Genomic DNA, 20,568 nt, shown 5'->3' on the forward strand with positions numbered 1-20,568 from the left:
GACCTGCAGCGCTTCCTGCACGAGAAGCGCCACAGCTCGACCGGCGACGACGATTTCTCGATCCGCGACATGAAGGAGATCGCGAGCGCGCTCACTTCGACCACCAAGGTCATGACCTCGCTGCTCGGCGCCGTCGCGGCGGTGAGCATGCTGGTCGGCGGCATCGGCATCATGAACATCATGCTGGTCTCGGTCACCGAGCGGACGCGCGAGATCGGCATCCGCCTGGCGATCGGCGCGCTCGAGCGCGAGGTGCTGACTCAGTTCCTGGTCGAAGCCGTGGTGCTCTCCTCGGTCGGTGGGATCGTGGGCATCGTGATCGGCCTGCTCGCCGCACTGGCCGGAACCAACGCGATCGGCGCGCCCTTCGTGTTCCAGCCCGGCGTGGTCACGATGGCCTTCCTCTTCTCCGCCGCCGTCGGCGTGGTCTTCGGGTTCTTTCCGGCCCGACAAGCCGCGCGCCTGGATCCGATCGAAGCCCTGCGCCACGAGTGACGCGCGGCTTGCTCCGTTCGCCTCCGGCTCACTGCGCGCGGCGCTGCCGCTTGCGGGGTCGCTCAGAGGAACTCGGCCAGGAGCGAGATCTCGCACAGCGGGAGGCCCCAGTGCAGCGCGAAGCGCTCCAGCTCGGCGGGGCCGGACATCGCGCCGTCGGGTGACATGATCTCGCAGCACACGCCCACGGGGGCGAGCTTTGCCGCGCGACACAGGGCGACCGTGGCCTCGGTGTGACCCGCGCGCTCCCGCAGCCCGCCGGGCCGCGCCGCGAGCGGAAACACGTGGCCCGGGCGCAGGAAGTCTTCGGGCCGTGCGTCGGGGTCAGCGAGGCGGCGCACCGTGGCGGCGCGCTCCGCGGCCGAGACACCGCTGCCCGCTGCCGACGCCAGGTCGATCGGCACGTGCATCGCGGTGCCGTGGCGGTCGCCGCCACCGGCGATTGCCGGGATTTCGAGCCGGTCGAGCACGGCGCGCTCGCACGGCACGGTGGTGTGTCCGCAGGCCTGGGTCAGCAGGAACGCGAACGTCTGCGGTCGCAGCGCGGCGCCGGCCGCGATCACGTCGCCCTCGCCTTCGCGCGCGGGATCGTAGACCACGGCGCAGCCGCCGGCGGCGATCTGCGCCACGACCTTCTCCACGCCCAGCCGGCCACTCACCCAGCCCTTCCATGGCATGGCCGCCACGGCGCGCGTGAGCGCCGCGCGTGTGCGACCCTCCCAGCGTTCGGCCAGGCGGTCGAGCAGGTCGCCTTCCAGGTTCACGCGGTCGCCGGCCAAAAGACCGCCGAGCGTGGTCGAGGCGATGGTGAGCGGCACGAGCGCCACCGCGAAGCGGTCGCGCTGCACGTCGGCGACCGTGAGACTCACTCCGTCGACGGTGACCGAGCCTTTGGGCACGAGTGACTCGAGGAAGCGCGCGGGCGGGCGCAGCCAGACGCGCCGGCCGCTGTCCTCGGCGTCGACCCGCAGCACCTTCGCGATCGCGTCGACGTGCCCCTGCACGAGGTGACCCTCGATCGCGTCGCCCACGCGCACCGGCGTCTCGACGTTGACCGCCGCGCCGGCTTGGAGGTCGGCCAGCGTCGAGCGGCGCCGTGTCTCGCTCGACAGCTCGGCGCGGAACTCGCCGCCGTCGACCTCGACCGCCGAGACGCAGACGCCAGCCACGCAGACCGAGCCGCCCGGCTCGAGCTCCGGGCAGGCCTTGGGCGCGCGCACGCGCAGCCCGTCCGGACCCGCGGCCACGACCCGACCCACTTCACGAATGAACCCGCGATACATGAAGACCTCCTTCGGTGTGGTTTGGAAGAAGGGAGGACGTCCACGGTCCTCTCGCGCGGGGTCTACCGCGTGGCTCCGGAGTTCCACCGGATCGCTTCCCCGGCGGGGAAGCCGGCGGGCCATCGCCGCCGCACCTGGAATTGCACCTCCGGCATTATACACCGGCCGGCGCAGTCACCAGGGCCGGCCCACGGCCTCCGTGAGGAAACGCACGAGCGGGACCGCGCCGCGGCAGGCCGCCGCGTAGCGGTCGATGAAGCCGGCCCGGGTGGCGTCGGCCTCCTTGAACCGGTGACTCACGGTGAACTGCTTGCGCTTCAAGTCCTCGATGCACGGGTGCTCCGGGTCGAAGCCGCGCGGCGGCCGCGCGAGTGTCTCGCCGGCGTCGAGCTTGCCGCGCACGCGCTTCCAGCGCGCCGGCTGCGCGGCGATCGCGGCGCGCACCTGCGCCAGCGCGTCGGGCTCGGCGCGCCAGATGCCCGCGCCCATGAACACGTCGCCCGGCGCCAGGTGCAGGTAGAAGCCCGGTGCCGGCGAGTCACGGCCCTCGGCGTGCGTGAACCAGATGCCCTGTGCGGTCTTGTACGGGCTCTTGTCCTTCGCGAAGCGCGTGTCGCGGTAGATGCGGAACATGGAGCCGGCGTCGGCCACCAAAAACTTGCTGAGCTTCGCCAGCCGCGGCTCGAAGGCGGCGATGAACGCGAGCACCGGGTCGCGCAGCTCCGCCAAGTAGCGCGGCTTGTTCGCAGCGAACCACTCGCGGCGGTTGTTGCGCGAAAGCTCGCGCAGGAAGGCGAACGCGCCGAGCGGGATCCGGTCCGCGGAGCTGACAGGGGCCGGCATGCACGGATTCTCGCATGCCCGCCCACCGTCCGATGCTCAGAGCATCGCGCGGCCCTTCCAGGCGATCTCCCAGCGGCAGCACTGCGCGCCCTCGGCGCGGCACTTGGTGTGGCGCACGTGCACCTCCTCGAAGCCCTGGGCCTCCATGCGCTGGAGCTGGTAGCCGGTGAACGTCTCACACACTTCGCGCGTCGGCTGGGCGAAGCCTGCCCACTCGAGCAGCGCCCGGCCCGGCGCGCGGTCGATCACGCGCATCTCGCCGGTGTCGTACATGGAGGAGAGCAGCGTGAACGCGGCCTGGCGATTCACGCTCTTCTTCAGCCGGCTGTACGTGCCTTCCATGTGATCTTTTGCGGCGACGCGGCCCATCTCGACGTAGGTCTCGGTGGCGCCCTTGCCGAGGATCTTGCCGACCGTGCGCAGCAGCGTGATGTAGTCGTCGAGCGGGTACCACGAGGCGACGACGATGCGCTCCTGGAGGTAGTGATGAAGGTTTGCGGGCAGGAGCTGTCGGGACTTCTCCTTGTTCTTGCGAAGCGCTCGAACCAGCCCGACCACTACCGTGCCCTTGGCCCTTGCCAACTGCTTCTCCCGCCGGCGGAATTCGCCTAGGAGTTCAAAATCGGGATCGTGACGGGAACCCTTGAGCGGCGCGGCCTGCGCTACGTGCTTCTCATCTTTCTCGTCGGCTGCACGCGCGCAGAGCGCGCCGAGCCGGCAGTCGCGGCGCAGCTCTCGCCCGCGCGCGCGCTTACCTACCAGTCAGCTTGCGCGGAGTGCCATGCGCGCGCCGGCACCGGCGCACCGGCGGCGGGCGACGCCGCCGCCTGGACGGCGCGGCGCGCGCAGGGCTTCGGCGTGCTGCTCGCGCACACCGTGAACGGCTACCGCGGAATGCCGCCGCTGGGCGCGTGCGGCGCGTGCTCGGAGGCCGATCTGCGGGCGCTCGTGGCGTACGTCGCGGGACTCGAGGAGGGCGCACAGTGAAGGGGCTGACGCGCCGCGAGCTCTTGCGCGCGGCGCTGGCCGCCGGAGCGGGCGCGGCCGGGCTGGCCGCGTGCGAGCGCTCGTCCACCGGACCCGCGGCAGCCCTGCCGGAGTGGACGCCGGGCGCGCCGCTCCCGTGGCGCAACTGGTCGGGGGCCGTGCGCTGCCTGCCCAAGGCGCGCCTCGTGCCCGGCGACGAGGCCGAAGTCGCGGCGCTCTTGCGCGCGGGCGGCGCGCTGCGGCCCGCCGGCGCGGGTCACTCGTTCAGCGCTCTGGTGCCCTGCGACGAGTCACTGGTGTTCCTGGACCGCCTGCAGGGCGTGATCGGCCAGGACGCGGCGGCGAAAACGGCCGAGGTCTGGGCCGGCACGCGCCTGTGGCAGCTCGGGCCCGCGCTGGCGGCCCTGGGCCAGGCGCTGCCGAACCAGCCCGACATCGACTACCAGACTCTGGGCGGGGCGCTGGCGACCTCGACCCACGGCACGGGCGCGGGGCTCGGGTCGCTCTCATCGTACGTGACCGGCCTCGCGCTCGTGACCCCGGCCGGCGAGGTGCTGGAGTGCGACGCGCAGCGCAACGCCGAGGTCTTCCACGCGGCGCGCACCTCGCTGGGCGCGCTCGGCGTGGTGACCCGCGTCCGGCTCTCCAACCGCGAGGCATTCCGGCTGGTCGAGCGCTCGCGCTTCGTGCCGCTCGAGTCAGTCCTGGCCGACCTGGCGCGGGAGCGCGACGCCCACCCGCACTTCGAGTTCTACGCCTTCCCGCACGCCGACGTGGCGCTCGCGATCGCGACCGACCCCGACGACGGCTCGGGCGCGCCGCCCGCCTCCGCCGGCGAGGACGACCCGGAGGCGATCCTGCTCTTGCGCACGCTGTTCCGCTGGACGCGGCCGCTGCCCGGTGGCAGCTGGCTGTACGACACCTTCCTGGGCATGCAGCCCGCGACCGCGCGCGCCGGCCAGTCACACGAGGTGCTGGCGCACCCGCGCACCGTGCGCTTCAACGAGATGGAGTACACGATGCCGGCGGAGGCCGGGCCCGAGTGTCTGCGGGCGGTGCTGGCGGAGATCCGCGCGCGCGACCTGCCGGTGTGCTTCCCGATCGAGTGCCGCTTCGTGCGCGCCGACGACGTCTGGCTCAGCATGTTCTCGGGGCGGCCCGGCTTCTCGATCTCGATCCACCAGTTCGCGGACGAGGACTACCGACCCTACTTCGCGGCGATCGAGCCGATCTTCTGGAGATACGAGGGCCGGCCTCACTGGGGGAAGCTCCACTCGCTGGACGCGGCGCGGCTCGCAGGCCTGTATCCGCACTGGTCCGACTTCCAGCGCGTGCGGCGCTCACTCGATCCGTCCGGGAGACTGTTGAACGCGCATCTAGCGCAGACTCTCGGCGTCTAGGAATATCCTGCGCGCTTCGCGAGGGAGGAACCCATGCGCTTCGTCCGCATTCTCTTGATCGTGCTGGCCCTGCTCGCGCTCCTGGGCTTCGGGGCCGCGCGCTACCTGCTGGGCCGCACGCCGGTCCCGGAGAAGAGTGACTACGCGCTCGACTTCGACGAGCTGCGACGGCTCGCCACGAGCATGCCCGGTGACCTGCCCACGCGCGTGAATCACCAGCAGGTGGCCGTGGGCAGCCTGCCCAAGGGCGCCGTGTTCGCGGGCGAGTCGTTGCGCGCGCAGCAGCCCATGAGTCACGGCGCGTACCAGGTCGTGTACCCGGACAAGACCTTCGCGATGATCGACTCGGCCTTCAGCGCCGACATGATGCACGTGATGAACCCGACCGCGGCCTTCGACGAGAGCGCGTTCGCGGTGCTCCTGCATGGGCTGGCCGCGGCGAAAGTCATCGTGATCACCCACGAGCACCCGGACCACATCGGCGGCATCGCCCTCTACAACAACCCGCGCGACCTGGTCGGAAGGCTCATGCTCACCAAGGAGCAGCTCGGCAACGCCGGCATGATGGCCGCGGCCAAGGTGCCCGAGTCACTCCAGAAGGCGCTGACTCCGCTCGAGTACGACAAGTACTACGCGGCGGCGCCCGGCATGGTGCTGGTGAAGGCGCCGGGCCACACGCCCGGGAGTCAGATCGTCTACGTGAAGCTCGCTAGCGGCAAGGAGCTCCTGTTCGTGGGCGACGTGGCCTGGCACATGGACCAGATCCGCGAGCTCTGGTACCGGCCGCGGCTGGTGACCGACTACTTCCTGCACGAGAACCGCGAGCAGGTGCTGAACCAGCTCCGCACCCTGCACGACCTGGCCCAGACCCAGCCCGGCGTGCAGATCGTGGTCTCGCACGACCTCGACCAGCGCGGCCAGCTGATCAAGTCGGGCCTGCTCGGCGATCGCTTCGAGTTCTGAGAGTCAGGGGGCGGGTGGCGGCTTCAGATTGGTCTTCAGGAACAGCACGCCGTAGGGGTTCCAGGTCGAGACGTTCCAGAAGACATTCATGCCGCCCGCGCCGTCGGAGCGGTGGTAGGCGTCGATGATGTTGGAGCCGTAGAAGAAGCCTTGGTCGAAGGTCATGCCCACGTGCGGGCAGCCGGCGACGTAGAAGTCGATCGGGCGCACGAGGTCACTGGGCGCGCACAGGAGACCCGGCTGACTCACGCAGGACGGGCTGAACAGCACCCCGCCCGGCCCCAGCGGTGACCCGATCTGGCTGGCCGTGCCTTCGAGCAGGTGCGGCTGCGCGGGGGTCCACGGCCCCCAAGGGTGGTCGGCGAAGCGGATGCGCACCGAGCCCGGGCCGGCGCCCGGCCGGTCGTGCGCGGGGTCGAGCAGGAGATAGTCGCCGATGTTGCCGGCGTAGAGCATGACCCACTTGTTGATTCGCCCGCCGACCCAGCTCACGGTGAACTGATTCACCAGCGGCTGCTCCTCGCGCGGGCTGCCGCCGACGAGGCCGTCGAGCGCGAGCGGCTGCGCGTCCTGCTGGCGCGCCGACCAGTACGGGAGGCCGTTGGGGTCCGTGCCCGAGTAGAAGTACGGATGGAACAGCCAGCGCCCGTTCGACGCGGTCTCGATCGGCAGCGCGTGCACCATGAGATAGATCTGCGCCTGGCGGCCCTGCTCGGCGGCGAAGCCGGGCCGGCCCCAGACCAGGAGCGCGCCGTTGCCCGGGGCGTAGTCGTTGCCGATCGGGAGATAGGTGAAGCGCCGCACGGTGCGCGCGGTGGTGTTGACGAACTTGTTGGTGCGCAGCGTCGCGCGCGAGGTGTACTGGCCGCGTGCGTTCGGGTCTTCGCTCGCGAACTCCATCTCGTTGCCGGCGGTGTAGACCTCGGACGAGGGCGTGCCGTCGTTCTGCGAGCTCGTCGGGTCGGCGCAAAGCCCGTTCGGCGTCGGCTGACAGGTCTCGCCCAGGAACGCATTGCAGCCCACGCCGGTCGCGAGGATGCACGCGGTCGGGATGTCGTTGGGCGCGGGCACGCACTCGCCCAGCGTCTGCGTGCAGCGCAGGCCGTCCGCGGTCGCCCAGTTCGCCATGACGGGGTGATCGTCGAGTGACCCGCGGCAGGCGGCGATCGGGGTCGCCGCGCCCGGCGTGCAGCGGATCGTGCCTCCGCGCCCCATGATGCCGACCAGGCTCTGGCCATCGCTGTAGGCGGAGACCGGCACCTGGCCGTAGCCCATCTGCAGTGACTCGCCGTTGCGGTACACGAACAGGTGCTGCAGGGCGTTCGGGTCGTTCGGGTCGGTCTGGAAAGTGACTCCCGGAACGCCCGTGGCGGGCCGCGCGAGCGGCAGTGCGCCTTCCGAGTCGTCGTTGTGGAGCTGGCCGTGGCAGACGTGGTCGAAGGTCGAGTCGGTGTCGCCGAACAGGATGCGCAGCTCGCCCTGGTGCAGCACCGTCCAGCCCAGGTCGGTGCCGAAGAAGGCGAGGTCGGGCTGCACCTTGTTGGCGGCCGGTCCGACGAGCGCGCCCAGGATCTGCGGCGGCGAGACCACCGGAGAAGTCACTTGAGCGCGTGCCGCGCCCGCTGCGGCGAGCGCCGCAGCCACCAGGAACGCCATGCGAGTCACTTTCGCCTCCCCGCGGGCGCGCGCAGGCCCGCCACCACCAGGTCGACCCCGCTGCGCAGGAGCTCCTCCGCGTCCGCGCGCCAGACACGGTTGGGACCGACGAACAGCTCGCGGGTGAGCGTGAAGTGCAGGAGCCAGATCACCTCGACCGTATGAGTCACGTCGAGGTCGCGGCGCAGCTCGCCGCGCTTCACCCCGCGCGCCAGGATCGGCTCGAGCGACGCGCGGTACATGCGCGCGAACGCGACCTGGCTGTCGCGGCCGCCGGGGATCAGCGCGCCCGGATCGAGCGCGATGATGCGGCGCAGCAGCGGATTGTCGCGCACGTACTCGAGCGAGATGCGCAACAGCTCGCCGATCGCGTCGGCGATCGAGCCGTCGGGGAACTTGCTCGTGCGCACGGCCTCGGTCCAGGCCGCCACCAGCCGGTCCCAGACCGCCCCGAGCAGCGCCTCCTTCGACGGGTAGTGGTCGTACACCAGCCCCTTCGAGACACCGGCCGCGACCGCGATCTCGTCGACCGTGGTCTTGGCGAAGCCGTGCGCGGCGAACAGCTCCTCGGCCGCGCCCAGGATGCGCTCGTGCCGCCGCTGCCGGCCCGCCGCCCGCTCGCCGGTGGCCTCGCCGCGCCGCGCTCTCACGACCGGCCGCCCACGAGCTTCTGGAAGCCCTCGATCGCCTTGCGCCGGCCCGCGGGCTGGTAGCTGTAGAGCAGCGCGCGCCGGTCCTGGTCGGAGTGGTTGTAGAGTGACCGGTGGACGAGCAGCGAGCCGAAGAACACGACGGTGCCCGCGGGACACTCGAGCGCGACCAGCCGTGACTCGTCGAACTCGCTCTGGTCCATCTCCATGCTGCCGAAGCCCTCCACCTGGCGCCGCGCGCGCACGCCGCCCGTGTGACTGCCGGGCGCGACCTCGAGACAGCCGTTCTGGCGCGTGCAGTCGTCGAGGAACACGATCGCGGTGGCGATGTCGCCCGCGCCGTCGGAGTTCTCGGTCCAGTACGGGTAGTCCTGGTGCAGCACGATCGGCCCGCCGGTGCGCCCGCGCTTCACGTTCAGCTTCTCGGTGAAGAGCTCGATCTCTTCCGCGCCGACCACGTCCTTCATCGGCTCGACGAAGCGCGGGTCCGCGGCCCAGGCGCAGAGCGCCTGGTCGAAGTGCGCGAAGGGCTCGACCCCTTGCACCACGTCGGGGAACGCGGGCTCCCACTTCACCATCGTGACCAGGCCGCGCTCGAGCTGGAACATGTAGCTGCCGACCGCGTGCTTGCGGCGGCCGACGCTGCGCTCGGTGACTCGCCGGACCATCGCTTCGCAGTCGCCGCGCAGGCGCGCCAGGTCATCGGGCCCGAAGGCGCGCTCGCGCACCACGTAGCCGTCCTTGTGGAGCCGGTCGAGCTCTCGGGCGTCGAGGCGCTGGCTGCCGTGCATGGCGCCAACTTGACTGATTTGTTCGTTTCAGTCAATTTGATTCTGGAGGCACGCGATGAGCTATCCCCAGGCCTCGGCCGGGCAGATCGACGGCTTCCGGCGCGACGGATTCCTCGTGGTCCGCGACGCCGTCGAGCCCAAGGACCTCGAGCGGCTGCAGGGCATCTGCGACGAGTTACTCGCCAACAAGGAGCGCGTGGCCTTCGACTGGGCCTGGGAGGCGGGCACCGACAAGGCGCAGCGCGCGTTCAAGATCGTGCAGACCAGCCCGAGCCTCCTGCACAAGAACGAGCTCGCGAGCGAGCGCTTCCGCGTCTGGTCGACCGAGTTCGCATCGGCGCTGATCGGGCAGCCGGTCGAGTTCTGGTACGATCAGTTTCTCGCCAAGCCGCCGCGCGAAGGCGCGCGCACGCCCTGGCACCAGGACGAAGGCTACTGGGGCCGCAACCTCGACGAGCGCGGCATCACCTGCTGGATGCCGTTCCACGACGTGAACGTCGAGAACGGCTGCATGCACTTCGTGCCCGGCGCGCACAAGAAGGGCGTGCTCGTGCACAAGCCGGTCGAGGGCGTGCAGAGTGACCTGCTCTACTGCGAGGTCGACGAGGCGCAGGCCCTGCCCGCGCCGATTCGTCTCGGAGACGTCACCTTCCATCACGGGAAGATGCCGCACATGACCACGCCCAACGCGTCGCCGCGCTGGCGCCGCGCGCTCTCGCAGCACTTCCGCGTGGTGGGCTCCAAGGGCGAGGGCGACCACTACCCCTGGAAGATCTACGTGAATCAGATCACGGGTCAGCGCATCAAGCCGCCGGTGCGCTAGCTCCCCGTCCGGTAAGTCAGGGGGATTTCCTTTAGGCTGTCGGGCCCGGAGGACCCCTTGCCCGAGCCTCGCCGTCCCAAGCCCGTTCCGACGCCGGAGACACGCCACTACTGGGAAGGCGCGCGCGCCGGCGAGCTGCGCCTGCAGCGCTGCCGATCCTGCAGCCAGGCCTACTTCCCTCCGCGCCCGTTCTGCCCGCACTGCGCGAGCGGCGACACCGAAGTGTTTCGCGCGAGCGGCCGAGCGTCGCTCTACAGCTACGTGATCCACCACCGGCCCATGCCCGGCTTCGAGCCGCCGTACGCGATCGCGGTCGTGACGCTCGCAGAGGGTCCGCGCATGATGACCAACCTGGTCGGCGTGCCGCAGACGCCCGAGGCGCTCGAGCTCGACATGCCGCTCGAGCTGACCTTCCACAAGCTCGACGACGAGATCTCGCTGCCCGTGTTCCGGCCCGCGGGAGCGCGTCCGTGAGCGTGCGCGGCAAGGTCGCGATCGTCGGCGCCGCCGAGACCAGCGAGCTGGGCGAGATCCCGAACGTGTCGCAGATCGAGCTGCACGCCGACGCGGCGCGCAACGCGCTCGCCGACTGCGGCCTCGGGCCGAAAGACGTGGACGGCGTGGCGACTGCCGGCGAGTCACCGGTGGCGATCGCGCACTATCTCGGGATCGTGCCCAGCTGGGTCGACGGCACCCAGGTGGGCGGCTGCTCGTTCATGATCCACGTGCGCCACGCCGCCGCGGCGATCGCCGCGGGTCACTGCACGACCGTGCTGATCACCCACGGGCAGAGCGGGCGCTCGCGCGTGGGCGTGGGCGGCCGGCCCGGCGGTGCGTCGTCGTTGAGCGGGCAGTTCGAGGCGCCGTACGGCGTGGCGGGCCCGCCCACGATCTTCACCATCCCGACGCTGCGCTACATGAAGGAGTTCGGACTCAGCCACGAAGAGCTCGCCATGGTCGCGGTGGTGCAGCGCGAGTGGGCGGCGCGCAATCCGCGCGCGATGCACCGCGACCCGATCACGGTCGACGACGTGCTGCGCTCGCGCATGATCGCCTACCCGTTCCACCTGCTCGAGTGCTGTCTCGTGACCGACGGCGGCGGCGCGCTCGTGCTGACCGCGGCCGAGCGGGCGCGCGACTTCCCGAACAAGCCCGTGTACGTGCTCGGCACCGGCGAGAGCAGCGAGACGCCCATGCTCTCGCAGATGGAGGACTTCACCACTTCGCGCGCGTTTCGCGTCTCGGGCCGGTCGGCTTTCGCCGAGGCGCGCGTCTCGCCGGCCGACGTCGACCACCTGATGATCTACGACGCGTTCGCGCACCTGCCGATCTACGGCCTCGAGGACCTCGGCTTCCTGAAGCGCGGCGAGGCCGGGCGCTTCATCTGGGAGCGCAACACGGCGCCGGGCGGAAAGCTGCCGCTCAACACCAACGGCGGCGGCCTCTCCTACACGCACACGGGCATGTACGGCATGTTCGCGCTGCAGGAGAGCGTGCGGCAGGTGCGCGGCACGGCGCCGGCGCAGGTCCCCGGGGTGCGCATCTCGGTCGCGCACGGCGTCGGCGGCATGTTCGCGGCCGCCGGAACGGTGATCCTGGCGGACGCCCCCGGCTGAGTCAGTCCGCCCAGTGAGTGGCGCGCTTCACAGCAGCGAAAGTCGCGGCTGTGTACCATGGCGCTTGGCTTCCTACTTGGATTGCTGCGATCGATGTTTGCCCGAGTGTCTCTCGTCCTGCTGTCCGCGGCCCTGTACGGCGCGGCGAGCCCCGCGCACGGTGGCGGTCCCCTGGCCTGGATCGCGCTCTGTCCTCTGCTCTTCGCCTGTGTTTCGACGACGCCGGCGCGCGCAGCGGGCCTGGGGCTCTTGTTCGGCCTGGCCGGCACCGTCGCCGTGGCCTGGTGGTTCCCGGGCATGCTGCAGCGCTACTTCGACGTGCCCGCGCCGGCGGCCTGGCTGGCGCTGCTTGCGGTGGGCGCAACCGCCGACGGCGTTCCGAACGCGTTCTTCGGCGCCTGGCTGGCCTGGAGCGCACGGCGCGGCGGAGTCACGCCCTTCGCGGTCGGCGTGGCCTTCGCACTCGGCGAGTTCCTGCGCAGTCACGGCCCGCTCTCCAATCCGTACGGTCTGATCGGCTACTCACTCCACGGGTCGATCTTCGCGCAGGCCGCGGACCTGGCCGGACCGCTCGGTCTGGGCGCGCTGGTCGCGGCCGTGAATGCGGCCATCGGGGCCGCGTTGTTCCCCGAGCTCGCGCGCGGCCGCCCGGGACGTGCGGCGCTGGCGACGGCGCTGCTCGTGCTCGCGGTCGCGGGCTACGGCGCACTGCGACTCACCGAGCACTTCGGCGACGGCCAGCCGCTGCGCGTGGCTGCGGTGCAGGGTGCGGTGGAGCGCGGCGTGCACTGGGACCGGTCGCAGCGCGCGGCCAACCTGACTCGCTATCTCGAGCTGAACGGCGAGGCCGCGCGCGGCGCGCCGGAGCTCGTGTTCTGGCCCGAGTTCGCGGTGGACTTCTATCTGGCCGAGGACACGCCGGAGCGCGCGCGCCTGGTGCAGGGCGTGCGCGCGGGGGGCGCCGACGTGGTGCTCGGCGCAAGCCGCTACGCGTTCGCCGCCGAGCGCACGCTGTACTTCAACTCGGTGTTCGTGATCGACCGGTCCGGCGCGGTGGGCTCGCCCGGCTACGACAAGCAGCGGCTCGTGCCCTTCTCGGAGTACGCGCCGTTCGGCGGCTTCCTGCGCTCGGACTCGGCCGTGTACTCGCCGGGCCGCGAGCCGCGGCTGCTCGACACCCACGCGGGGCGGGTCGGCGCCTTCGTGTGCGCCGAGGCGCTCTATCCCGATGTCGCGCGCGGTCTGGTGCGCGCGGGCGCCGAGATCCTCGCCAACCCGTCGAACGACTACTGGTTCGGCGCGCCGCAGCCCTTCTCGGAGCAGCTCGCCGCCGCCTCGTTCCGCGCGATCGAGAACCGGCGCGCGCTGGTGCGCGCGACCTCGACCGGCATCACCGCCTTCGTCGACCCGCACGGGCGCATCACCGCGCGCAGCGCGGGCTCGGGCCCGGAGGTGATCTCGGCCGAGATCGAGCGCTCGCGCGCGGTCACTCCCTTCCAGTATCTGGGCGACGCGGGCGTCGCCGTCCTTTGTCTCGCCGGCGTCGCGTCGAGTCACTTCGTGCGCCGCCGCTCACCCCGTGGAGGAGAAACTCATGAAACCTAGACACGCGATCGTCGCCTGGCTCCCTCTCCTGGCGCTGTGCGCCGGCTCGCCGGCCCGAGCCTCGAGCCCCCCTCCCGAGGCGCGCACCTCCACTCTCGCCGGGACCACGGGCTCGCCCCGGGTCTGCGAAGGCGGCAGCACACCGGGCGCGGCCTGCAGTGACTCGACGCCGTGCGCGACCGGCACCTGCACCGGCTTCGTCAACGTGCGCGTGGCCGCACGCGGCCTGCTCACGATCATCGCGGACACCAAGACGCCCGGCCAGGGCTGGACGAGCACGTCGCTTCCGGGCTGCACCAACCCCAACCCCGATCCGAACGCGCCCAGTCGCGGCAGCTGCGAGTCGAGCAACAACGCTCTGTTCACCCTGCTGCTCGAGTTCACGCTGAACGGCAAGAAGTACACCTACGCCTCGACCTTCGCGCATCTCCCCGCCGGGGCGCTCTGCACGGACGATCCCAACAACAACTTCGACTGTCTTCCGACGATCGACAGCTGGAACGGCGAAGCCGGCTGGAACGAGCCCGCCGTCGAGAGCACGATCTCCGAGAAGTCACTGGGCGGCAACCACCTCGTCTTGCGCTGGGGTGGCCTGCCGAGCGCCGCGGAGTCGGCCGTGGCGGCCGTGATCGGCAAGACCGCGTCGCAGCGCATCGTGGTCGGCAGGATCGACGAGGTCCCGATCTGCACCGACCCGACGCCGTGCGGGAGCTCGGTGTTCTCGGATCACTCCGCCGGGGCCGACCCGCTCGCGACCGTGCGCCGCTTCAAGGTCGACATCGCGGTGGTCGGTCCGTAGCGGGTGCAGGCCGCCGTGCACCGACCGCGCGCCGCCGATCTCGTGATGCTCGCCGCACTCACGGGTCTGTGGGGCGTGTGCTTCGTGATCCACCTGGCGCAGGTCGTCGACGGCCGGCTGGCCTGGGTCCCGGTGTACGTGGCCGCCGCTCCCTCCCCCGAGACCCTGCCCAGCGTGCGCTCGCTCTGGCCCGGGACCGAGCCGGGCGGGCTCGCGCCCGGAGACGCGCTCGCCTCCGCAGGCGGAGTCACTCTGTACGGCGCCAGCCCGCTCGACTTCGTGACCGCAGTCTACGGGCAGGCGCGCCCGGGTCCGGTCGCGATCGAGCGCATCCGCGGCGGTGACTCGGAGCAGACCAGCCTGCCGCTGCGGCCGATCGAGCAGCCCTGGCGGCACAGCGTGACTGCGGCCGCGTTCGCGCTGCTGGGCGCGCTGGCCTTCTGGCGCACGCGCGGCTCGCGCATCGGCCGCTCGTTCTACTTCGGCATGACCGCCTACGCCTTCCACTGGACTTACTTCTTCGCCGCTGCGCCGTTCACGCGCTTGGGCATCACTTCGTTTGCGGTCTCGACCACGCTGTTCATGCCGCTGGCGCTGCGCACGCTCCTGGTCTGGCCCGAGGACGCGGTGCCGCCGCGCCGGCCGACGCCGCGCTGGCCGTGGCTGTTCGCCGTGAACGGGCCGATCGTGACCAGCTGGGCGTTCGGCGTGCCGGTCGGCTCCGACGCCTCCCGGCTGGCCGCGCTCGCGCTGCAGGTGCTGTTCATCGGCGTGTTCGTGGGGGTGATCACGGTGCGCTGGCGCGAGTCCGGGCCGATCGGTCGCCGCCAGCTCAAGTGGGCGCTCCTGGGCCTGTGGGTCGGGCTGGTGCCCGCACTGCTGGCCGGATCCGTGGCGATCGTGCTGCCCGGAGCGATGTGGCTGTACGAGGCCGCGCTCAGCCTGACCATCGTGCTGCCGCTGTGTCTGTTCATCGCCTTCTCGCGCTACAACCTGCTCGACATCGACCGGCTGGTGACTTCGGCCGCGATCTCGCCGCTGATCGGAATCGGGCTGATCAGCTTCGGGCTGGTGACCGTGCCCGCGGTCGCCTCGGCCGCGCAGGGCTGGATCGACCCCAAGGTGAGTCAGACCGCGCTCTCGCTGGTGCTCGGCGGCACGGGCTTTCTCGCGCTGCGCCGGGTGGATCGGGTGCTGCAGGAGCGCGTGTATCCCGAGCGCCGCCTGCTCGCGCTCGAAGCGCAGCAGCTCCGGCTCGAGCTGGGCCGCACGGCCAAAGCCGCCGACGTGCTCACGCTCCTGGCCGAGCGCGTGGGCGAGATCCTGAAGCTCATGACCACGGCGATCTACGCGCGCGGCGAGCAGGAGTTCTCGCCCGTGGTCGCGCGTGGACCGGCCGTGACTCCCGCGTTCGCGCTGGACGGCGCGCTCGCGCGGGCGCTCGTGGCGCGCGGCTCGCCGCTCGAGCCCACCGCAGCCTGGCCCGAGGACGACGCCACCGAGCGCGCCGCGCTGGTGGCGATGGGCGTGGAGCTCGCGGTGCCGGTGCTGCCGCGCGGCGAGCTCGCGGCCATCCTGTGTCTCGGTGGCAAACGCTCGGGCGACATCTTCACGCCCACCGACCGCGCGCTGCTGCAGAGCCTGGCCGACAAGGCGGCGGACGAGCTCTTGCGCTTCGACCGCGAGGACCTGGCGCGCGAGACCCACCAGCTCGTCGAGCGCCTGCGCGCGTACGTGCCCGGCGCGGTGGCGCGCGAGCTGGCCGAAGGCTCCGAGCTGCCGGCCGGCGAGCGCGAAGTCACCGTCATGTTCGTCGACATCCGCGGCTACACGTCGTTCTCGGAGGGGCAGCGGCCCGAGGCGATCTTCGGCGCGGTGAATGCCTACACCGAGGCCGTGTCTCGCATCGTGACCGACTGCGGCGGGTCGGTCGTGGAGTTCAACGGCGACGGTCTCATGACCGTGTTCGGCGCGCCGCGCGCGCTGGCCGACAAGGAGCGCGCAGCGGTGCGCGCGGCGCGCTCGATCGCGCTGCAGGTGCCCTCGCTCGCGGTGCGCGACACGCGCGGCCGCCCGCACCAGTTCCACGTCGGCATCGGCATCGCGACCGGCCCCGGCTACGTGGGCAACGTGCGCGCCGTCGACCGCTCGATCTGGGTCGCGCTGGGCAACACCACCAACCTGGCCGCGCGGCTCGAGCGCATGACCCGTGACCTGGGCGCCGCGGTGGTGATCGACGCGGAGACCGAGAAGGCCGCGGGCGACGTCGCGGAGGACTTCAGGCTCGAGCCCGCGCAACGCGTGCGCGGCCGCAGCGCGCTGATCGACGTGTTCTCGTGGTCGCCGCCGGGCTATCTCGCCCCCCCAGTCACTCAGGAGGAGACGACGTGAGTCGGTTTCGCATCCCGCTTGCCCTGTTGGCTTCGGTCCTGTGTTGCGCGTCGCTCGCCAGCGCCGCGGGCTTCACCGAGTTCGAAGACCGGCCCACGAAGGACGGCGACAACTCCGAGGACGACCCGCTCACGCAGGCCGCGCCCGTGCCCTGGAACCTGCAGTCGTTCGCGAGCGCGTTCCCCGGCCGCGCCAAGCTGATCCGCGGGAGCCTCGATGCGAAGGACGTCGACGCCTACGCCTTCTCGCTCAGCTCCGGCCAGCTCCTGCTCGCCGCCGTGTTCGAGACGCCCGCGGGCGAGAAGAACGACTCACAGCTCGGCGTGTTCGCGGCCACGGGCCCCGCCACTCCGCTGGCCAGCGACGACGACTCCGGGCCCGGCTTCTTCTCGCGCCTGGCCATGCCGGTCACCAGCACGGCCACGCAGCGCATCGCCGTGAGCGGCTTCGGCGACAGCGCCTGGAACGGGACTCACTCCGAGGCGACCGGCGGCCTCGTGCCCTACACGCTGGTGGTCGCCGCGCCTTCGAACCCGCCGCCGTTCAGCGAGAGCGAGAGCAACAACACGCTGGCCACGGCGAACGCGCTGCCGGCCGAAGCGGGAGTCATCGGCGGGTCACTCGCGCCCAACGACGTGGACTACTTCAAGATCGACCTGGAAGCGGGCGACCGGCTCGCGCTCTCGGTCTTCGACCTGAAGCCGGGCCTGTTCCAGGTCGCGAACGGCGAGCGCAACGACGCGCAGCTCGGCGTGTTCACGCCTTCGGGCGCGCTGGCGGCCGGCGGCAGCAACGACGACGGCGGGCCCGGCTTCCAGCCCAACCTGCTGTTCACGGTGCCCGCGGGGCAAGGCGGGAGCTGGAAGGTCGCGCTCACCGGCTTCGGAGACGGCGCCTTCACCGGCGCTCACAAGGAGTCGTTCTCCTATCTGCTGGTCGTGGCGCGCGAGCGCGCCTGCCCGTCCGTGGTGCCGCTGATCTCGGGAATCACCACCTCGACCAGCAAGGCCTACGTGACCGCGAACCTGCGCGGCGGTGACTTCTACTACATCGACCGCACCACGCCGGGCCAGCACGTGCTGGTCGACATCCCCGCGGCCTACGAGTGCTCGCAGTGGATCAAGACCGCGAACGACGACAAGTCGGTGAGCGCGAACCCGCACCTGTCGTTCACCCTGAGCGCGCCGGCTTCGGTGTTCGTCGGCTTCGATACGCGTTCGGCCAGCGAGCCACCGTGGCTGGCCACGGGCTTCACGCCCACGGGCGAGATCCTCGACGTGGCCGACCCCGACCGCACGCAGGAGTTCCGGCTCGAACGGCGCGACTTCGCGGCCGGCCCCGTGGCGCTGGGCGGCAACCTGCCCTCGAGCGCGACCTCGAACTACGTGGTGTTCGCGAAGCCCGTCGACCTCACCGACACGAGTCACGCCTTCACGATCGCCGGCACGCCGGCGGTGGTCAGCGTGACGGTCGGCGGCGTGACCCTGGTGGTGAACCGCCAGACCGGCCAGAGCAACGCGCAGCTGGCGAGCGCAGTCGCCGGGGCCATCAACGGCAACGCCACGCTGGCGGGCCTGCGCATCTTCGGCTTCGCCACGGGCGCGTCGTTCGTGACCACGGGCACGCTCCAGAACGTGACCACGCAGGCGTCGCCGATCCCGGCTCTGCCGATCGCCTGGGTCGTGGCCCTGTGTGGCGCGCTGGCCGCGGCGTTCGCGCTCAGTCTTCGCCGGACGCCACGAGATACAGGACGGGCAGCACGATCAGAGTGAGTGCCGTCGCCGAGATCAGGCCGCCGATGATCACCACCGCGAGCGGGCGCTGGGTCTCGCTGCCGATGCCGTGCGAGAGCGCCATGGGCAGGAGACCCAGCATGGCGAGCAGCGCGGTCATCAGCACGGTGCGCAGCCGCACGCGCGCGCCAGCCAGCACCGCCTGGTGCGCGCTCTTTCCGGCCGCGCGCTCGTCGTTCAAGCAGCTCACCATGACCACGCCGTTCAGCACCGCCTGACCGAACAGCGCGATGAAGCCGATCGCGGCCGAGACCGAGAGCGGGATCCCGGTCAGGAACAGCGCCACGATGCCGCCGATCAGCGCGAACGGCACGTTGCCCAGGATGAGCAGCGCCGAGCGCACCGAGTTGAAGGCATTGAACAGCAGCGCGAAGATGATGAACACGCTGATCGGCACGATCACCGACAGCCGGCGCATGGCGCGCTCCTGATTCTCGAACTCACCGCTCCAGGTCACGAGCGTGCCAGGCGCCAGGTTCAGCGCCTTCACGCGTTCCTGCATGTCGGCGACCACGCTGCCCATGTCGCGGCCCTCGATGAACACGCCGATCGCGGCCACGCGCGTGCCGTTCTCGCGGCTGATGTTCATGGCGCCCTCGGTCTCGCGCGCGTTCGAGACTTCCTCGAGCGGCACGCGCGCGCCGCTGGGCGTATCGACCAGCACGTCCTTCAGGCGCGCGAGGTCGCGCTGGTCCTCGCGCAGGCGCAGCGCGACGCCGAAGTGTTTCTCGCCTTCCCAGAGCTGGGTCGCGACCTTGCCGCCGAGCGCCGTCTCGATCACGTCCTGCACGTCCTGCACGTCGAGGCCGTAGCGGCCGGCGCGGGCGCGGTCGACCTCGATCACCTTCTGCGGCACCTCGCCCGCGCGGTCGATGAAGGCGCGCGCGACGCCGCGCACGTCGCGCACCGAGTGCACGATCGCCTCGGCATCCTTGTGCAGCTTCTCGACGTCGTCGCCGAACACCTTCACGACCACCTGGCCGTCGATCTGCGAGATGCTCTCCAGCACGTTGTCGCGGATCGGCTGCGAGAAGCTGACCTCGATGCCCGGCAGCACCGAGAGGTTCTTGTCCATCTCGTGCAGCAGGTCTTCCTTGCTCATGCCCGGGCGCCAGTCTCTCGAGTCCTTCAGGTCGACGAAGATCTCGAGCATGTTCACCGGCTTGGGGTCGGTGCCGTCTTCCGGGCGGCCGGCCTTCGAGATCGTGCTGCGCACCTCGGGCGTCTTGCGCAAGAGGTCGCGCATCTGGTGAGTCAGCTTGGTGGTCTCGGACAGCGAGATGCCGGGCGGCAGAGTCACGTTGACCCAGACCGTGCCCTCGTTCAGCTCGGGCAGGAACTCGGTGCCGAGCCGCGAGGCCAGGAGCAGGCTTGCCGCGAGCGCGCCCGCGGCCAGCGCGATCACGAGCTTGCGGCGCGCGAGCGCCCAGGCGAGCACGGGCGCGTAGGCCCGGTGACACGCGCGCACCAGGGCGTTCTCGTCGTGCGCGAGGTTCCTGCGCAAGAGCCAGGCGCACAAGAGCGGCACCAGCGTGAGCGAGAACAGGAGAGACCCGACCAGCGCGCTGGTCACCGTCCAGGCCATGGGCGCGAAGATGCGGCCCTCGTGGCGCTGCAGCGTGAAGATCGGCAGGTGCGCGGCGATGATGATCAGCATGGAGAAGAACGTGGGCCGGCCCACCTCGGTGGCGCCCTGCTCCACCACGTCGAGTCTCTCGGCATCCGACATCTCGCCGCGCAGGGAGAGCTTCCGGAACACGTTCTCGAGCACGATCACCGCGCCGTCGACGATGATCCCGAAGTCCATCGCGCCCAGCGACAAGAGGTTCGCGGGGATGCCGCGCCAGGTGAGTCCCAGGAAGGTCGAGAGCAGCGCGAGCGGGATGATCAGCGCCACGATGCCCGCGGCGCGGAAGTTCCCCAGGAACAGATACAGCACGAGCGTGACCAGCATCGCGCCTTCGGCGAGGTTGTGGAACACGGTGTGCAGCGTGGTGTCGATCAGCCACGTGCGGTCGTAGTACGGCACCAGCGCGACGCCCTGGGGCAGGATCTTCGTGTTGAGCAGCTCCATCTGCTCCTTCACGTGCTGCAGCACGACCGACGGGTTCTCGCCTTTGCGCATGAGCACGATCCCGTTCACGATGTCGTCGTCGTCGTCCTGGCCCATGATGCCCTGGCGCGGCACCGCGCCGACCACGACCTCGGCCACGTCGCGCACGAGGATCGGCGTGCCCTCGTGCGAGGTGACCACGGTGCGCTCGATGTCCTCGATCGAGCGCAGCATGCCCACGCCGCGGATCAGATACTGCTGTGAGCCACGCTCCACGTACGAGCCGCCGGCGTTGGCGTTGCTGCGCTGCAGCGCGCCGAGCAGCTGCTCGAGCGTGATGCCGTAGCCGCGCAGGCGCCCCATGTCCGGGTGCACCTCGTACTGCTTGATCGAGCCGCCCTGACTCACCACGTCGGCGAC

Annotated in this window: 18 protein-coding genes; 11 read left to right on the forward strand and 7 right to left on the reverse strand. The window is 71.0% G+C overall.

What is annotated here, in order from left to right; translation table 11 throughout:
• A partial coding sequence (locus VMR86_15300; protein HTO08411.1) for an FtsX-like permease family protein occupies window positions 1–495 on the forward strand: 495 nt, incomplete at its 5' end.
• Window positions 496–557: 62 nt separating this feature from the next.
• On the opposite strand, the gene VMR86_15305 is transcribed toward VMR86_15300, so the two are convergent.
• The 3 genes from VMR86_15305 to VMR86_15315 all read right to left on the reverse strand — a co-directional run bounded on the left by VMR86_15305 (window position 558) and on the right by VMR86_15315 (window position 3,203).
• Window positions 558–1,778 carry a riboflavin synthase gene (locus tag VMR86_15305; protein HTO08412.1) on the reverse strand — a complete coding sequence of 407 codons (1,221 nt, stop codon included), beginning with the start codon at window positions 1,776–1,778 and terminating at the stop codon, window positions 558–560.
• A gap of 174 nt (window positions 1,779–1,952) precedes the next feature.
• The gene (locus tag VMR86_15310) at window positions 1,953–2,621 is read right to left on the reverse strand and encodes a DUF2461 domain-containing protein (GenBank protein HTO08413.1); all 669 of its coding nucleotides are present in this window, start codon (window positions 2,619–2,621) and stop codon (window positions 1,953–1,955) included.
• 36 nt (window positions 2,622–2,657) lie between these two features.
• Window positions 2,658–3,203: a hypothetical protein gene (locus VMR86_15315; GenBank protein ID HTO08414.1), complete on the reverse strand. Its 546-nt coding sequence runs from the start codon at window positions 3,201–3,203 to the stop codon at window positions 2,658–2,660.
• A 48-nt stretch (window positions 3,204–3,251) separates the two neighbouring features.
• On the opposite strand from VMR86_15315, the gene VMR86_15320 reads away from it, so the two are divergent.
• Genes VMR86_15320 through VMR86_15330 form a run of 3 tightly spaced genes read left to right on the forward strand, consistent with a single transcriptional unit; the run spans window position 3,252 to window position 5,971 of the window.
• Window positions 3,252–3,608: a c-type cytochrome gene (locus VMR86_15320; GenBank protein ID HTO08415.1), complete on the forward strand. Its 357-nt coding sequence runs from the start codon at window positions 3,252–3,254 to the stop codon at window positions 3,606–3,608.
• Window positions 3,605–5,008 carry a D-arabinono-1,4-lactone oxidase gene (locus VMR86_15325; protein HTO08416.1) on the forward strand — a complete coding sequence of 468 codons (1,404 nt, stop codon included), beginning with the start codon at window positions 3,605–3,607 and terminating at the stop codon, window positions 5,006–5,008. The genes VMR86_15320 and VMR86_15325 overlap by 4 nt, the downstream gene beginning before the upstream one ends.
• Window positions 5,009–5,041: 33 nt before the next feature.
• Window positions 5,042–5,971, forward strand: coding sequence for an MBL fold metallo-hydrolase (locus VMR86_15330; GenBank protein ID HTO08417.1), 930 nt, complete (start codon window positions 5,042–5,044; stop codon window positions 5,969–5,971).
• Window positions 5,972–5,974: 3 nt separating this feature from the next.
• On the opposite strand, the gene VMR86_15335 is transcribed toward VMR86_15330, so the two are convergent.
• Genes VMR86_15335 through VMR86_15345 form a run of 3 tightly spaced genes read right to left on the reverse strand, consistent with a single transcriptional unit; the run spans window position 5,975 to window position 9,068 of the window.
• Complete coding sequence (locus VMR86_15335) at window positions 5,975–7,636, reverse strand: hypothetical protein (protein HTO08418.1); 1,662 nt, start codon at window positions 7,634–7,636, stop codon at window positions 5,975–5,977.
• Window positions 7,633–8,277, reverse strand: coding sequence for a TetR/AcrR family transcriptional regulator (locus VMR86_15340; GenBank protein ID HTO08419.1), 645 nt, complete (start codon window positions 8,275–8,277; stop codon window positions 7,633–7,635). The genes VMR86_15335 and VMR86_15340 overlap by 4 nt, the downstream gene beginning before the upstream one ends.
• Window positions 8,274–9,068: a phytanoyl-CoA dioxygenase family protein gene (locus VMR86_15345; GenBank protein ID HTO08420.1), complete on the reverse strand. Its 795-nt coding sequence runs from the start codon at window positions 9,066–9,068 to the stop codon at window positions 8,274–8,276. Before VMR86_15345 ends, VMR86_15340 begins: the two co-directional genes overlap by 4 nt.
• A 55-nt stretch (window positions 9,069–9,123) precedes the next feature.
• Here VMR86_15345 and VMR86_15350 point away from each other — a divergent pair, with 55 nt between their 5' ends.
• The 7 genes from VMR86_15350 (at window position 9,124) to VMR86_15380 (ending at window position 18,074) form a co-directional block, all read left to right on the forward strand.
• On the forward strand, window positions 9,124–9,891 hold the full coding sequence (locus tag VMR86_15350) for a phytanoyl-CoA dioxygenase family protein (protein ID HTO08421.1): 768 nt from the start codon (window positions 9,124–9,126) through the stop codon (window positions 9,889–9,891).
• 57 nt (window positions 9,892–9,948) lie between these two features.
• On the forward strand, window positions 9,949–10,365 hold the full coding sequence (locus VMR86_15355) for a Zn-ribbon domain-containing OB-fold protein (GenBank protein HTO08422.1): 417 nt from the start codon (window positions 9,949–9,951) through the stop codon (window positions 10,363–10,365).
• A 2-nt stretch (window positions 10,366–10,367) separates the two neighbouring features.
• The gene (locus VMR86_15360; protein ID HTO08423.1) at window positions 10,368–11,507 is read left to right on the forward strand and encodes a thiolase; all 1,140 of its coding nucleotides are present in this window, start codon (window positions 10,368–10,370) and stop codon (window positions 11,505–11,507) included.
• A gap of 105 nt (window positions 11,508–11,612) precedes the next feature.
• A complete protein-coding gene (lnt, locus tag VMR86_15365) occupies window positions 11,613–13,112 on the forward strand; it encodes an apolipoprotein N-acyltransferase (GenBank protein HTO08424.1) in 1,500 nt (499 codons plus the stop codon).
• Complete coding sequence (locus VMR86_15370; GenBank protein ID HTO08425.1) at window positions 13,102–13,911, forward strand: hypothetical protein; 810 nt, start codon at window positions 13,102–13,104, stop codon at window positions 13,909–13,911. Before lnt ends, VMR86_15370 begins: the two co-directional genes overlap by 11 nt.
• Window positions 13,912–13,926: 15 nt before the next feature.
• Window positions 13,927–16,302, forward strand: coding sequence for an adenylate/guanylate cyclase domain-containing protein (locus tag VMR86_15375; protein ID HTO08426.1), 2,376 nt, complete (start codon window positions 13,927–13,929; stop codon window positions 16,300–16,302).
• The gene (locus VMR86_15380; GenBank protein ID HTO08427.1) at window positions 16,299–18,074 is read left to right on the forward strand and encodes a hypothetical protein; all 1,776 of its coding nucleotides are present in this window, start codon (window positions 16,299–16,301) and stop codon (window positions 18,072–18,074) included. The genes VMR86_15375 and VMR86_15380 overlap by 4 nt, the downstream gene beginning before the upstream one ends.
• Here the strand turns inward: VMR86_15380 and VMR86_15385 are convergent.
• Window positions 18,022–20,568: CusA/CzcA family heavy metal efflux RND transporter (locus tag VMR86_15385; protein HTO08428.1), on the reverse strand; the 2,547-nt coding region annotated here is incomplete at its 5' end. The genes VMR86_15380 and VMR86_15385 overlap by 53 nt on opposite strands.

This window comes from Myxococcota bacterium (assembly GCA_035498015.1).
Taxonomy (GTDB): domain Bacteria; phylum Myxococcota_A; class UBA9160; order SZUA-336; family SZUA-336; genus VGRW01.